Source organism: Streptomyces sp. NPDC002104, from assembly GCF_053593795.1.
This window is the reverse complement of the sequence record NZ_JBSFDF010000003.1, coordinates 18,813-32,509: the sequence shown is the minus strand read 5'-3', so window position 1 is coordinate 32,509 and position 13,697 is coordinate 18,813. Positions and strand designations below refer to the sequence as shown.

General features: G+C 72.9%; 14 protein-coding genes and 2 pseudogenes. 10 read left to right on the top strand and 6 right to left on the bottom strand.

Annotation, left to right across the window (positions count from 1 at the left end):
• Positions 1–7: 7 nt before the first annotated feature.
• From ACWCP2_RS03800 to ACWCP2_RS03790, 3 genes and pseudogenes are all read right to left on the bottom strand, one after another.
• Positions 8–1,030 (bottom strand): annotated as a pseudogene (locus ACWCP2_RS03800) (LLM class F420-dependent oxidoreductase); the annotation flags it as partial.
• Positions 1,030–2,196 (bottom strand): CaiB/BaiF CoA transferase family protein, encoded by a 1,167-nt coding sequence (locus ACWCP2_RS03795; protein WP_450906968.1) that lies wholly within the window; start codon positions 2,194–2,196, stop codon positions 1,030–1,032. The pseudogene ACWCP2_RS03800 and the gene ACWCP2_RS03795, both read right to left, overlap by 1 nt.
• 182 nt (positions 2,197–2,378) lie before the next feature.
• Positions 2,379–2,756, bottom strand: a pseudogene (locus tag ACWCP2_RS03790) (MmcQ/YjbR family DNA-binding protein); the annotation flags it as partial.
• Between the two features lie 240 nt (positions 2,757–2,996).
• On the opposite strand from ACWCP2_RS03790, the gene ACWCP2_RS03785 reads away from it, so the two are divergent.
• A complete protein-coding gene (locus tag ACWCP2_RS03785) occupies positions 2,997–4,202 on the top strand; it encodes a saccharopine dehydrogenase family protein (protein WP_450906967.1) in 1,206 nt (401 codons plus the stop codon).
• A gap of 22 nt (positions 4,203–4,224) precedes the next feature.
• Here the strand turns inward: ACWCP2_RS03785 and ACWCP2_RS03780 are convergent, their stop codons facing one another.
• Positions 4,225–4,905, bottom strand: coding sequence for an endonuclease V (locus ACWCP2_RS03780; RefSeq protein WP_450906966.1), 681 nt, complete (start codon positions 4,903–4,905; stop codon positions 4,225–4,227).
• Between the two features lie 26 nt (positions 4,906–4,931).
• Here ACWCP2_RS03780 and ACWCP2_RS03775 point away from each other — a divergent pair, with 26 nt between their 5' ends.
• The 3 genes from ACWCP2_RS03775 to ACWCP2_RS03765 all read left to right on the top strand — a co-directional run bounded on the left by ACWCP2_RS03775 (position 4,932) and on the right by ACWCP2_RS03765 (position 7,873).
• Positions 4,932–5,231 (top strand): YciI family protein, encoded by a 300-nt coding sequence (locus tag ACWCP2_RS03775; RefSeq protein WP_450906965.1) that lies wholly within the window; start codon positions 4,932–4,934, stop codon positions 5,229–5,231.
• A gap of 262 nt (positions 5,232–5,493) precedes the next feature.
• Entirely contained in the window at positions 5,494–5,910 is a 417-nt protein-coding gene (locus tag ACWCP2_RS03770; protein WP_450906964.1) for an SsgA family sporulation/cell division regulator, read from the top strand.
• A 322-nt stretch (positions 5,911–6,232) separates the two neighbouring features.
• Entirely contained in the window at positions 6,233–7,873 is a 1,641-nt protein-coding gene (locus ACWCP2_RS03765; protein ID WP_450906963.1) for an ABC-F family ATP-binding cassette domain-containing protein, read from the top strand.
• Between the two features lie 23 nt (positions 7,874–7,896).
• Here the strand turns inward: ACWCP2_RS03765 and ACWCP2_RS03760 are convergent, their stop codons facing one another.
• Positions 7,897–8,364 carry an ATP-binding protein gene (locus tag ACWCP2_RS03760; RefSeq protein WP_450906962.1) on the bottom strand — a complete coding sequence of 156 codons (468 nt, stop codon included), beginning with the start codon at positions 8,362–8,364 and terminating at the stop codon, positions 7,897–7,899.
• 212 nt (positions 8,365–8,576) lie between these two features.
• Here ACWCP2_RS03760 and ACWCP2_RS03755 point away from each other — a divergent pair, with 212 nt between their 5' ends.
• The 6 genes from ACWCP2_RS03755 (at position 8,577) to ACWCP2_RS03730 (ending at position 13,245) form a co-directional block, all read left to right on the top strand.
• Positions 8,577–9,428 (top strand): helix-turn-helix domain-containing protein, encoded by an 852-nt coding sequence (locus tag ACWCP2_RS03755; RefSeq protein WP_450906961.1) that lies wholly within the window; start codon positions 8,577–8,579, stop codon positions 9,426–9,428.
• A gap of 67 nt (positions 9,429–9,495) precedes the next feature.
• Positions 9,496–9,756, top strand: coding sequence for a hypothetical protein (locus ACWCP2_RS03750; protein WP_450906960.1), 261 nt, complete (start codon positions 9,496–9,498; stop codon positions 9,754–9,756).
• 166 nt (positions 9,757–9,922) lie between these two features.
• Complete coding sequence (locus ACWCP2_RS03745) at positions 9,923–10,894, top strand: acyl-ACP desaturase (protein ID WP_450906959.1); 972 nt, start codon at positions 9,923–9,925, stop codon at positions 10,892–10,894.
• A 194-nt stretch (positions 10,895–11,088) separates the two neighbouring features.
• Positions 11,089–11,400, top strand: a complete 312-nt coding sequence (locus ACWCP2_RS03740; RefSeq protein ID WP_450906958.1) for a hypothetical protein — start codon at positions 11,089–11,091, stop codon at positions 11,398–11,400.
• Positions 11,393–12,562 carry a hypothetical protein gene (locus ACWCP2_RS03735; RefSeq protein WP_450906957.1) on the top strand — a complete coding sequence of 390 codons (1,170 nt, stop codon included), beginning with the start codon at positions 11,393–11,395 and terminating at the stop codon, positions 12,560–12,562. Before ACWCP2_RS03740 ends, ACWCP2_RS03735 begins: the two co-directional genes overlap by 8 nt.
• A complete protein-coding gene (locus ACWCP2_RS03730; RefSeq protein ID WP_450906956.1) occupies positions 12,559–13,245 on the top strand; it encodes a hypothetical protein in 687 nt (228 codons plus the stop codon). The genes ACWCP2_RS03735 and ACWCP2_RS03730 overlap by 4 nt, the downstream gene beginning before the upstream one ends.
• A 115-nt stretch (positions 13,246–13,360) precedes the next feature.
• Here ACWCP2_RS03730 and ACWCP2_RS03725 read toward each other — a convergent pair whose 3' ends face one another.
• Positions 13,361–13,615, bottom strand: coding sequence for a WhiB family transcriptional regulator (locus tag ACWCP2_RS03725; RefSeq protein WP_450906955.1), 255 nt, complete (start codon positions 13,613–13,615; stop codon positions 13,361–13,363).
• Between the last annotated feature and the right edge of the window lie 82 nt (positions 13,616–13,697).

Sequence of the window (13,697 nt, the reverse complement as noted above, 5' to 3'; positions counted from 1 at the left end):
CACCCCCTAGCCAGTTCTTGACGGTTTCGATGAGCCGGGCCGGTTCGGGCCCGACGGGGGTGACGTTGAGCATGGTCACTCCGGCGGCCCGGAAGGCCTCGACGCGTTCGCGCACGTACCCCTCGGGCCCGCACAGCGTGGTGAGTTCGCACAGCTCGTCCGGTACGGCGGCGGCCGCGTCGCGCCTCCGCCCGGAGAGGTAGAGCTCCTGGATCGTGCGGGCCGCCTCCCCGTACCCGTAGGCGACGGCCAGGTCGTTGTAGAAGTTCTTGCCGACCGCGCCCATGCCGCCGACGTACAGGGCGATCTGCGGGCGCGCGAGCTCGCGCAGGGCCGCCGCGTCCTCGCCGATGGCGAGCAGTCCGCCGGCCGTGACCTGGAGCGGGCCCAGCTCGGGTGCGCGCAGGGCCGCGCCATCGGCGAGGGCGCTCCCCCACACCGCGCCGGCCTTCTCCGGCACGAACAGGGTGGGCAGCCAGCCGTCGGCGATCTCGGCCGTCATGCGCACGTTGGCCGGTCCCAGCGAGGCCACGTGGACGGGGATGTCCGCGCGGACCGGGCGGGTCAGCATCCTGAGCGGCTTGCCGTGCCGGCCGCCCTTCTCGGGCGGGAGCGGCATGTCGGTGATGCCGTGGTGGTCGATGGTCTCGCGGCGCCAGATGCGCCGGCACAGCTCGACGGTCTCCCGGGTCCGGCCGATCGGCTTGTCGTACGGCTTCCCGTGCCAGCCCTCGACCACCTGCGGGCCCGACGCCCCGAGGCCGAGCATGGCCCGGCCGCCGGACAGGGCGTCCAGGCCCGCCGCGGTCTGGGCGATGAGGGCGGGGGTGCGCGAGTAGACGTTGAGGATGGCCGAGCCGATCTTCATCCGCTCGGTCCGGGCGGCCAGGTACCCCATGATCGTCGGGGCGTCGAAGCCCCAGGCCTCGGCCACCCACACGGCGTCGAGACCGGCCGGCTCCAGCTCCGCCGCCGCGTCGGCGGCGCGCCGCGGGTCCGCGGCGTAGTCGAGCATCATCGAGAGTTCCATCAGGCGCCGGGCTCCTTGCCCAGGAGCCCCGGAACGCCCCAGTCGGCCGCGACCGACTCCGTGTGCGCGCCCGGCAGCGCGGGTCCGCCCACGGTGGTGGCCGGGGTCGCGGAGAAGCGGGGCGCGGGGGCCGGCTGGGTGATGCCGGCGGCCTCGACGAAGGTGCCCCGGGCGGCCAGGTGCGGGTGGTGCGGGGCCTCGCGCAGGGAGAGCACGGGCGCCACGCAGGCGTCGGTGCCCTCGAAGACGGCCGTCCACTCCTCGCGGGTACGGGACTTGAAGCGCGCGGCGACGGCCTCGCGGAGCTCGCCCCAGCGGGCCAGGTCCTTGCGGGCGGGGGCCCGGTCCTTGATGCCGAGGAGCTCGACGAAGCTGTCGTAGAACTGCTGCTCCAGCGCGCCGACGGCCATGTATCCGCCGTCGGAGGTCTCGTAGGTGCCGTAGAAGGGGCAGCCGCCGTCGAGGAGGTTGGCCCCGCGCCGGTCCTGCCAGCCGCCGGCCGCCATCATCCCGTGGATCATGGCGGTGAGGTGGGCGGTCCCGTCGACGATGGCCGCGTCGACGACCTGGCCGGTGCCGCCGGGGGTGCGGGCGTGCTGGAGGGCGGCGAGGACGCCGATGACGAGGTAGAGCGAGCCGCCCGCGTAGTCGCCGACCAGGTTGGCGGGGACGGCCGGGGGTTCGCCCGGGTTGCCGATCATGCCCAGGGCGCCGGTGACCGCGATGTACGCGATGTCGTGCCCGGCGGTGTGGGCGAGCGGCCCGTCCTGGCCCCAGCCGGTCATCCGGCCGTAGACGAGCCGGGGATTGCGGGCGTGGCAGTCGGCCGGGCCCACGCCGAGCCGTTCGGCGACCCCGGGGCGGAAGCCCTCGATGAGCACGTCGGCACGCTCGACCAGGTCCAGCACGCGGGCCGGGCCGTCGGCGGACTTCAGGTCGACGACGACGGAGCGCTTGTTGCGGTTGGTGATGTCGTAGGCCGGGTTCACGGCCAGTCCACCGCCGCCGGGCCGGTCCACCCGCACCACGTCGGCGCCCAGGTCGGCGAGGAGCATGGCGGCGAACGGCCCCGGCCCGATGCCCGCGAGCTCGACGACGCGCACGCCCGCGAGCGGGCCCCCGCCGCTTGCGGGCACGTTCCCCGACACGTTCCCTGTCACTGCCATCGAGCCCCCAGCATCCGGTGGCACCACTGCCGCCACTGTGTGACACAACTGATGTAACACCAGTGATGCTAGGAACCTGGTCCACTGAGCACAAGAGCAAGCGCTTAGCCGGTTGGCGTGTTTCCCGTCGCGCCCGGTCCGGTGGCGGGTCCGGTGTCACGCCCGGCGCCCGGCGCGGCGGCCCGTGCGTCGAGCTCCTTGAGGTCCCGCTTGAGCGCGACGGTCCGGTAGCTCTCCTCCACCCACTCGCACAGCACCTCGGCGGAGGGCGACCCCTTCTCCCCCAGCGGCACCGAGACCCAGCCGGCCTTCCCGAGCCCGTATCCGGTCGGCTCCGCGCCGGGCGCAGTCATGGCGTGACCGTGCAGCGCCTCGTCCTTGAGCTTCACGGAGATCCCGGGCGACGGACCGTCGGTGTTGCCGAGGAAGAGGAAGATCTTCTTGTTGACCTTCACCACGCAGTCCTCCGGACCCCACGGGAACTCCTCCCGCGCCTGCGGCAGTCCGAGGGCGAACTCCCGTACCGCCTCCCACTTGCGCACCCCAGCCTTCACGCGCACCTCCGCTCGCCGCGGGCCGCACCCGATCGCACGGCCCGTCCTTGCTCCTCACGCTATGCCGTCCGCGGGCGGCGGGGCCGCAGGAGCCGGACGAGGCGGACGACGGCGTCCGACCGGCGCACGCGCTCCCGCCGGCCGGTCCACGCGCACCGTGCGAGCCGAGCCGGGGCACCCGCCCGGCCCCGTACGGCGGCCACCCGCTAGCCTCAGCGACCACCGACACCGTCTGGGAGGCTCCCGATGAACGCAGCTGGCCGGCACGAACCGCGCACCGCGGAAAGGGAGTACGACCTCGTGCTCTTCGGCGCGACCGGGTTCGTGGGGGCGCTGACCGCCGAGTACCTCGCGGCGCACGCCCCCGCGGACTGCCGCTGGGCCCTCGCGGGCCGCGACCTCGCGAAGCTGGAGCGGCTGCGCGAGCGGCTGACCGCCCTCGACCCGCGGTGCGCGGAGCTGCCGCTGCTGCGCGCCGACGCCCAGGACGCGGCGGCGACGCGCGAACTGGCCGCCTCCACCCGGGTGCTGGCCACGACCGTGGGGCCGTACGTCCTGTACGGGGCCCCGCTGGTGGCCGCCTGCGCCGCGGCGGGCACCGACTACCTGGACCTGACCGGCGAGCCGGAGTTCGTGGACCGGATGTACGTCGAGCACGACGCCCGGGCCCGCGAGAGCGGCGCCCGGATCGTGCACGCCTGCGGTTTCGACTCCGTCCCGGCCGACCTCGGGGCGTACTTCACGGTCGGACAGCTGCCGGCCGGGGTCCCGCTGACCGTGGACGCGTTCGTCCGCTCCAACGCCCTGTTCTCGGGCGGCACCTTCACCACGGTGCTCACCGCGCTGGGCCGCGGACGGCAGAACCTGGCCGCCGCCCGCGCCCGCCGGATCCACGAGCCCCGGCTGCTGGGCCGGCGGGTACGGGTGCCCGTGGGCGCGCCCCGATTCAGCCGGGAGACCGGCACCTGGGCGCTGCCGCTGCCCGTCCTGGACGTCCAGGTCGTGGCCCGGTCGGCGGCCGCGTTGGAGCGGTACGGCCCGGACTTCCGCTACCGGCACTACGCCTCCGTACGGCACCTGCCCGTCGCCGTGGGCGGTACGGCGGCGGTCGGCGGGGTGGCCGCCCTCGCGCAGATCCCGCCGGTGCGCCAGTGGCTCGCAGGCCGCTGGGAGCCGGGCCAGGGCCCGGACGCGGAGCGGCGGGCGCGCAGCTGGTTCAGCGTGCGGTTCGTGGGCGAGGGCGGCGGCCGCCGGGTGTTCACCGAGGTCTCGGGCGGCGACCCGGGGTACGGGGAGACCGCGAAGATGTTCGCGGAGTCCGCGCTCTGCCTCGCCCACGACGCCCTGCCCGAGCTCTCCGGCCAGCTGACCACCGCCGTGGCGATGGGCGACGCCCTGCTGGACCGGCTCCGGAAGGCGGGCATCCGCTTCCGGGTCGCCTCCGCCGGCTGAGGCACGGCCGGGGGCGGGCCGGCTACGCCGTGGCCTCGCGCAGGGCCCGCCGGCACAGGGAGTCGGCGTGCCGGGTGGTCTCCGGGATCCGGAAGCGGGGGCTGAGGGCCAGGGCGTGCGCGCAGGCGTTGTCGAGGGACACCCGGTGGCCCACCGACACGTACACGGGCTTGATCCCGTCCTGCGTGCGCAGCGCCCGCCCGACGACCTCCCCGTCGGGTGCGCGGAGCGGGGAGAGGTCGCCGCGCCGGGCGCCCGGTTCCCCGTAGGTGAAGGTGAACGGGTTCTTCGCGACGCCGATGGCGGGCAGCCCGGTGACCACCCCGAGGTGGCAGGCGAGCCCGAAGCGGCGCGGGTGGGCCAGTCCGTAGCCGTCGCAGACCACCAGACCGGGCGTGACGGTCAGTGCCTCCAGCGCGGCGAGCACGGTCGGCAGCTCACGGAAGGCCAGCAGTCCGGGTACGTAGGGGAAGCTGACGCGGCCGACGGAGGTGGCCTCCTCCACGACGCGCAGGGTGGCGGCGTCGAGGACGACCGCGGCGGCGGCCACCAGGTCGCGCTCGTCGTCGTAGGCCACGTCCACCCCGGCGATCAGCCCCGCTCCGGGCGGGGGTCCGGTTTCGGTCAGCACGACCCGGCCGCGCAGTTCGTCCTGTATCGCCTTGGCCTCGGCCTCGTCGGCGGGAGTCTTCGCACTCGTCATAGTGGTGCGAGAGTAGCCTGGCGATCATGTTCGTCATGGAGCTCACCTACACCGCGCCCCTCGAAGCAGTCGAAGAGGAGATGGACGCGCACATCGCCTGGCTGGACGGCTACTACGCGGCCGGCATCTTCCTCGCCTCGGGCCGCAAGGTCCCGCGCGACGGGGGCATGATCCTGGCCGGCGGGGTCTCCCGCCGGGAGATCGAGAGGATCGCGGCCGGGGACCCCTTCACGGTGGCGGGCGTCTGCTCCTACCGCATCACCGAGTTCCTCGCGACGAAGACCTCGGCGGACCTGGCGACGGTGCGGGAGAGCCCGGAGGTCTGACCCGAACAGATGGTCCGGAGCCCGCTTTGGGCCTGTGGAGTGAGCGGGAACCGGCCGAACTGGAACGCCTCCGGGGCCCGCCTGCAGCTCCCGGATCCCTCTGCCGCCCCTCACCCTGTGCGATCACACAGGCGTGTTCAGGCCATTCGGTGACACAGCTCACTCCGGTTCGCGTGCGCGGATTCGCCGCGTCACGCGTCTATCCCGTTGCCGGACCCCCACCCCGCGGTCCGGCACGAGATCCGCCGCAAGGGAGCGAGCCTTGATCACTGTCATCGAGCAGGCCGTGCAGGCCCGACTGATCGCCACCGCGCCGAAGGTCGACACCGTACCCGTCACGCTCTGCTACGACCGGTCGGATCCCTTCGCCGTCCGGATGGCCTTCCCCGCGCCCGCGACCCTGGAGGGCGTCGAGGTCTCGTGGACCTTCTCGCGGGAGCTGCTGGAGTCCGGGCTGGACCGCCCGTCCGGCTGCGGGGACGTGCGGGTGCGCCCGTACGACGCGGACCGGACGACCGTGGAGTTCCACGCCCCCGAGGGGGTCGCGATCGTGCTGATGGTGACGGCCGAGCTGCACCGCTTCCTGGAGCGGGCCTCGACGATCGTGCCGCCCGGCCTGGAGCACCTGTACCTCGACATGGACCAGAGCCTCGCCGAGCTGATGCGCGGCTCCTGCTGAGGCGTGGCTGCTCGATGCGCGGCTGCTCGGTGCGTGGCTGCCTGATGCGCGCCTGCTCGATGCCCGGCTGCTCGATGCCCGGCTGCTCGATGCCCGGCTGCTCGATGCCCGGCTGCTCGATGCGCGGTTCCCGTCGGCGCCGCGGTTAATTCGTTTGCCGCCGGCTCCGGCCGCACCGTAGCTTCGTAGACGCCCCATCGCCGTCGAAACGGAGCAGGACGTTGCTCTTCTGAGGTCCGAGACACCGACTCACCGCCTTCTGCCGCGGTCCGCTGTGTCTCCCCCGCGTTGCACTCACCACTCACGCAACCTGGAGGCCTCCATGAGTCCTGCTCCCTCTTTCATCACCTGCTCCGACCTGTCCTTCGCCTGGCCGGACGGAACGCCCGTCTTCGACGGTTTCCAGCTCACCGTCGGCCCCGGCCGCACCGGCCTGATCGGGCGCAACGGCTGCGGGAAGTCCACCCTGCTGAAACTCATCGCCGGGGAACTGACCCCGGGTGAAGGCCAGTTGGCCGTGTCCGGCACCGTCGGACAGCTGCCGCAGACCGTCACCTTCGACACCGCCCTGCGGGTGGACGAAGCGCTGGGCGTCCACACGACCCGGGCCGCCCTGCACGCCATCGAGGCGGGCGAGGCGACCGAGGCCAACTTCACCGCGGTCGGCGACGACTGGGACGTGGAGGAACGGGCCCTCGCCACCCTCGACCAGCTCGGGCTCGGCCGGATCGGCCTGGACCGCACCACCGGCGAACTCTCCGGCGGGGAGTGCGTCCTGCTCCGGCTGGCCGCTCTGCTGCTGAGCCGTCCGGACGTCCTGCTGCTGGACGAGCCCACCAACAACCTCGACCTGCGGGCCCGGCGCCGGCTGTACGCGGCCGTCGAGTCCTGGTCCGGGGTGATGCTCCTGGTCAGCCACGACCGGGAACTGCTGGACCGGGTCGACCAGATCGCAGACCTCCGCGACGGTGAAATCCGCTGGTACGGCGGCAACTTCACGGACTACGAGGAGATGCTCGCGGCCGAGCAGGAGGCGGCCGAGCGGATGGTCCGCGTCGCGGAGGGCGACGTACAGCGCCAGAAGCGCGAACTGGCGCAGGCGCACGCCAAATTGGCCCGGCGCAAGCGGTACGGCCAGAAGATGTTCGAGAACAAGCGCGAGCCGAAGATCGTCATGGGTGCCCGCAAGCGCGCGGCGCAGGAGTCGGCGGGCAAGCACCGCATCATGCACACCGAGAAGCTGGCGGAGGCCGAGGAGCGCCTCGACCAGGCGGAGCTGGCGGTGCGCGACGACGCCGAGATCCGGATCAAACTGCCCGCCACCCAGGTCCCGCCGGGGCGTCGCGTGCTCACCCTGAGCGGGTTGCACCCGGCGCACGGCTCCGCGATCGCGGGCGAGTGGGAGCTGCGCGGTCCGGAGCGGATCGCACTGGTCGGGGCCAACGGCTCGGGCAAGACCACGCTGCTGCGCACGATCGCGGGTCAACTGGCCCCGCTCGCGGGCGAGTCGGTGACCCATGTCCCGGCCCGGTTCCTGCCGCAGCGGCTCGACGTACTGGACGACGAGCGCTCGGTCGTGGAGAACGTGGCGCGGTTCGCCCCGCACGCGAGCAACAACCTGATCCGGGCGCGGCTCGCGCACTTCCTGTTCCGGGGTGCGCGGGCGGACCGGCCTGCGGGCACGCTGTCGGGCGGCGAGCGGTTCCGGGCGACGCTGGCGGCGCTGCTGCTCGCGGAGCCGGCCCCGCAGCTGCTCATGCTGGACGAGCCGACGAACAACCTGGACCTGGGATCCGTAAGGCAGTTGACCGACGCCCTGGACTCCTACGAAGGGGCTCTCGTGGTCGCCAGCCATGACGTGCCGTTCCTGGAGTCGATCGGCATCACGCGCTGGCTGCTGCTCGACGACGGGCTGCGGCCGACGACGGCCGAGGAGGTCCACCGGTCGCTGTGGCAGGGGTGACCCGCACCGGCGGGTGGCCCGCGCTAACGCGGCAAGGGCAGTAAAGCCCAGGACTTGGTGCCGCCCATCGGGGTGAGCACGGGGGTCAGCCCCCAGTCACCGCCGCAGGACTCCACCACGGCCGACAGCAGCCACATCCCGCGGCTGCGCCGGCGCCGGCACTCCTCGCTCGCCTCGGGCGAGGAGTGCGCGGGGTGCTGGTCGAAGACGACGATCCGCAGCGCGTCGAACTGCCAGCGGACTTTGAGCACCATCTCCTTGTCGGGAGTGAACCGGTAGGCACAGGCGACGAGTTCGGAGGCGGCCAGGGCCGCGTTGTCGCACAGGTCGGGCAGTCCGTGCCGGTCGAGCAGGGAGCGCAGGGCGCCCCGGGCGCTGCCCGCACAGTGGGCGCCGCCCGGCAGACCTATGGAATAGCTCAGTTTCTCCGCCCCTGGCGGGGCCTGCCGGAACTCGTGGACCGACCGCAGGCCACGGAGAGTGCCCGTCATCGTGCTGCTCCAAGGTTCTGAGGTGCCGAAATGCGCTGATCGCCGTGTGGTCATACAAGAGCTGGAGGTCGCCCCGTGTGAGACTTGCGCTACCGACCGTAGCGCAACGTGGTGCACAGTGCTACTACTTGTACGACGACTTGCTGTTTTCTCATGTCATTTCCGGACTCGTGAGGCACTCCCGCATGCCCCCGGCCGGAGGAGGGGGACCCGTGCCACCGAGGAGTACGCCGACCGCACGCCAGCAGCGCCTGGGCGCCGAGCTGCGCAAACTCCGCGAGCAGTCGGGCATGTCGGTGCAGCAGGCCGCGGCGCTCTTGGGGGTGGACCGCACCAGGATCCCCAACATCGAATCCGGCCGGATCGCGATCGGCGCCGAGCGTGTCCGCACCCTCGCCTTCAACTACGACTGCCCCGACACCGGGCTGGTCGACCTGCTCGCCTCGATGGCCCGGGAACGCGAGAAGGGGTGGTGGGAGCAGCACCGGGGAATGCTGCCTCCCGCACTCCTGGACATCTGCGAACTGGAACACCACTCCGTCGCGTTGCACACCGCGGTGACCACGCACATACCCGGCCTGCTGCAGACCGAGGCGCACGCGCGGGCCGTCTTCGACACCGCCGACCCGCCGCTGCCCGAGCCCGACCTGCAGGCGCGGCTCGCCCTGCGGATGCACCGCCAGCAGGTGTTCGCGCGCGAGGCACCGCCGTTGTACGAGGCGGTCGTGCACGAGGCGGCGCTGCGCATGCAGTTCGGCGGTCCGAAGGTGGCGCGGGCGCAGCTCGAACACGTACTGGAGCAGTCGGAGCGGGCGTGCACGACCGTGCGCGTGATTCCGTTCACCGCCGGCGGGTTCCCCGGCGCCGGCCAGTCCTTCACGTACGCGGCCGCCAGCATCCGCGAGCTGGACACCGTGCAACTGGACAGTTCGCACGGATCGATGTTGCTGGATTCGCAGATGAAGCTGCTCCGCTACCGGGGCCTGCTGGAGCGGCTGCGCTCCCTGGCACTGCCGGCCCCCGCGTCCCGCGATTTCATCCGCGCCATCGCACAGACCCTCTGACCGGGCCGTGCGGCCTCCCGGCTGACTGACCACCTGACCGGATCCGACGAGGAGAAGAGAGAACGACATGGGCACGAAGACCCCGACCCCGACCACGACGACCACCCCGGCGCGCCCCTCTGCGACCCCGTCGGCGACGGCGGGCATCGCCTGGGACGAGGCGTTCTGCAGCGAGGGGGCCAACTGTTTCCGCTTCGGGCGGGACGCCGAGGGGAAGGCGTACATCGGAACCACCGGGTCCGCCGCCTACGTCACCGACTCGATCGATGCGCTCCGTGAGCTGATCTCGGCCGTCAAGGCGGGAGCGGCGGACCACCTGCTCGCGTGACTTTGGTCCCTTCAGGCCACCGGATACCCCCCTCACACTGCATAGATAACGGGACGTAACCGGGCATAGGTCCCCTTGGGGCTTGGCTGGTCTTGATGCCGGGCTTAACCTACGACTCCGTAGGCTACGGAACCGTAGGTAAGTCTCTTTGCACTCAGGAGTACCCGTGACGATCACCTCTCCCCACCTCGGCAGCTCGGAGGCGTGGACGGACGCCAAGCTGCTGTTCGCGCTGGAAGAGGTGGTCGAGAAGGAACTCAACCGCCATCTGAAGGTCACCAAGGACTGGATGCCCCACGAGTACGTCCCGTGGAGCGACGGCCGCAACTTCCCCGGTTTCTTCGAGGACGGCGAAGCCTGGGACCCGCAGCAGTCCAAGGTCACCGAGATCGGCAAGATCGCCCTCGTCGTGAACCTGCTGACGGAGGACAACCTCCCCAGCTACCACCACGAGATCGCCTCCCTTTTCGGCCGCAACGGCGCCTGGGGCACCTGGGTGCACCGCTGGACCGCCGAGGAGGGCCGCCACGGCATCGTGATGCGCGACTACCTGCTGGCCTCGCGCGCCGTGGACCCGGACAAGCTCGAAGCATTCCGGATGCAGCACATGTCGGAGGGGTTCGAGTCCGACAACCGCCACTCGATGCTCCACTCCGTGGCGTACGTGGCCTTCCAGGAGCTCGCGACCCGCATCTCGCACCGCAACACCGGCCACCAGTCCGGTGACCCGGTGTGCGACCGCATGCTGGCCCGCATCGCGCAGGACGAGAACCTGCACATGGTCTTCTACCGCAACCTGCTGGGCGCCGCCTTCGAGCTCGCCCCGGACCTGACGATGAAGGCCGTACGGGACGTCGTGGTCGACTTCCGGATGCCCGGACACGGGATGCCCGGCTTCGAGCGGATGGCCGCCCAGATGGCGATCGGCGGGGTCTACAACCTGCGGATCCACCACGACGACGTGCTGAGCCCCGTGATCCGCTTCCTGAAGATCATGGACATCGACGGCCTCGGCCCCGACGGGCAGAAGGCCCAGGAGGAGCTCGGCCTCTTCATGAACGGCCTGGACTCCGAGGCCCGCAAGTTCGACGAGCGGCTCGCCGCCCGCGCGGCGCGCATCGCGGCCCGCAAGGCCTGATCGCGGCGCCGACCGCAGCGCCTGACGGCAGCGCCAGCAGCGCCGAACGGCCGTACCTGACCGCAGCGCCTGACCGCGGCGCCCGGTCGCAGCGCTTGATCGCCGCACGCCCGCCGACCTGACCGGTTTCCGCTCGCTCGGGCGGGTGACGGCGATTGCCCTGGCAGAGCCCCGCTCTGCCAGGGTTTCGCGTCATGACCGCCATGACGCCGCTCCAGGTCGAGATCGACCAGCTGGCCCGCCTCACCACCGCCCTGGACACCTCGCTGGCCTCCCTGCGCGAGGCCCGGCGGGAGCTGGAGCACGTACGGGCCGACCAACTGGGCACGGCCGACCTCGACGCGGCGTGCGACGGCTTCCAGAGGAGATGGGGCCACGGCACCAAGGAGCTCGCCGGGCGGATCAAGACCGTGCGCGAGGGCGTGCGGCGCAGCGCCGCCGAGTACGCGGAGCTCGAGGAGGCCATCCGCGCGGCCTTCCGGCAGGCGGCGGCCACCCGTGGCTGACTCCCCTGCGGCCGGCTCCCCCGCCGCCGGCACCCTCGATCACACCGCACTCGGCTTCGACCCGGCTCCGGGAAGCCCGGACGCGGTACGGGCCCTGGCGAAGAAGCTCCGCTCCTCGGCGGACTCCCTCGCGGAGACCTCCCGCGTCGTCGACGCCCTGGTCTCCCACAGCTCGGCCTGGCAGGGCGAGGCCGCCACCGCGTTCCGCGCCTCCCTGTCGCGGGAACTGCCCCGCCACCTCCACGCGGCCCACACCTCCCTGGCGGAGGCGGCGCGCCGGCTGAGCGGCTGGCACGACACGCTGACCGCCCACCGCACCCTGGCCGACCGGTACGCGTCCGAGGCCGCCGCGGCCACCACCGAGGAGGCCCGCACCGACGTCCGCCGCCTCGCCCGCGAGCTGGCCTCGGAGCATGCGGCGGCGGCCCGCCGGGTGGCGGACACGCTGACCGCCACGGCGGAGCGGCTGGCGCCGAAGGAGCCCGGGGTGCTGGAGTCCGTCTGGAACAAGATCGTCAGTGATCCGGCGGACGCCCTGTCGAACGCGGCGGCCATTCTGGGAGCCGCCGGCGCCGCCGTCGCCCTCTTCTTCCCGCCGGCCGGGATGGCCGTCATGCTCGTCGCGGGCGGGCTCTCGCTGGCCGCCCTGACCGCGCACCTCGCGGACCCCGGCTTCCGCAAGCCGCTGACCGAGGGGCTGACCCGGGGCAAGTTCGACGCCGCGTTCTGGAAGAACGGCGTCACCCTGCTCGGCGACGGCCTCGGCGCCGTCCCGGGCGTGGCCGCCGTCGCCTCGGGCGCGAGGGCCGGTACGGTCGCCGCCCGCGCGGCCATGGCGGTCCCGGAGGCCGGGGCCCTGGCGGGGGTCTCACCGGGCGCGGGTGCGTTCGCCCGCACGGCGTGGCACACGGCGGACGAGCTGCGCAAGGTGGAGAGCCCGCTCGCCGCCTGGGCGCTGCGGTCGTCGACGCCCGAGGTCAGGGAGCGGGTCGCGGTGGGCGTGGCCGCCACCGGAGCCGCCACGGCCGCCGCCGACTACACCGGGGACGACGAGTCCGTGGACCGCGGCTCCACGGCGGTGGACGGTACCCGTCTCGTCGTGGAGGACGGCCCGGGCACGGCCGCGAAGACGGCCCGGCTGTGGACGCTGGTGCAGCCGTGACGCACCCGCCCGTCCCACCCGTCTGGTTCCGGCTGCCTCCCGGTTTCCACGACATCGGCCCCGGGGACCGGGGCGCCCTGGAGGAGATGGCCGCGGCGCTGGAGGAGGCCGCGGGAGGCGGGCCGGCCGCGGGAGCCGAAGCGGGAGCCGGGGCCGGAGCCGGAGCCGGGTCACAGCTCGCCCGGCTGATGGACCGCCTCGACGAACTCGCCGCCCAGCCCGGCCTGCACCTGCTGCACAGCGCGGTCGGCCTCCACCCCGAGGGCCCGGAGACGGTCTCCACCTCCCTGTTCACCCTCGCCGTCCGGGCCGCCGAAGAGGCCGGAGCCGCGGCCGCCGTGGCACGGACGGCCCTGGCGCTCGCCCGGTCCGCCCCCGCGAGCGGCTCGGCGCGCAGCTTCCTCGACCTGGCCTCGGGGCTCCCGTGCGCCCTCGTCTGCGGAGTGCTCCCCGGACCCGCCGCCGGACGGGGGCTGTTCCAGGCCAGGGCGGTCACGGCACATCCGGACGGACGCCACCTGCTCCTGCTCGACCTCACCAGTGCGGCCACCGGGCACGCCGGTGCGTACGCCGAGATCCTGGAGGCGGTCGCGCACACGATCTCCTTCACCGATCCGGGCCCCCGGCCGCCCGGGCCGACGGGCGGCGGCGGGACCTCGCGGATCCTGGAACTGCTGGGGTGACGCGCCGGTCAGGCCCGGCAGCCGGTCGGAGCCTGGCAGTCGGTCAGAGCAGGGCAATCGGTCAGAGCGGCGCAGTCGGTCAGGACGGGGCCGCCGGTCAGGACGGGGCCGCCGGTCAGGGCCGGCCGCGCAGGGCCTGGCGCTCGGATTCGGACAGGCCGCCCCAGACGCCGAAGCGCTCGTCGTTGGCCAGCGCGTAGTCCAGGCAGGCCTTGCGGCCCTCGCAGGCCCCGCAGAGTCTCTTGGCGTCGCGCAGCGAGGATCCGGGCTCCGGGAAGAAGAAGCCCGGGCCCGTCTGGGCGCAGAGGGCCAGCTCGTACCAGGCCGGGGCGGCGGTGGCGGTGTGGGTATCGGTGGTGTTCATCGACATGCCGCAGAGCCTGTCCGCCGGTGATGGACGTCCGATCAACGCCTGATCAACAGCACAGAGTGAACGACCGTGCGTGCGATGA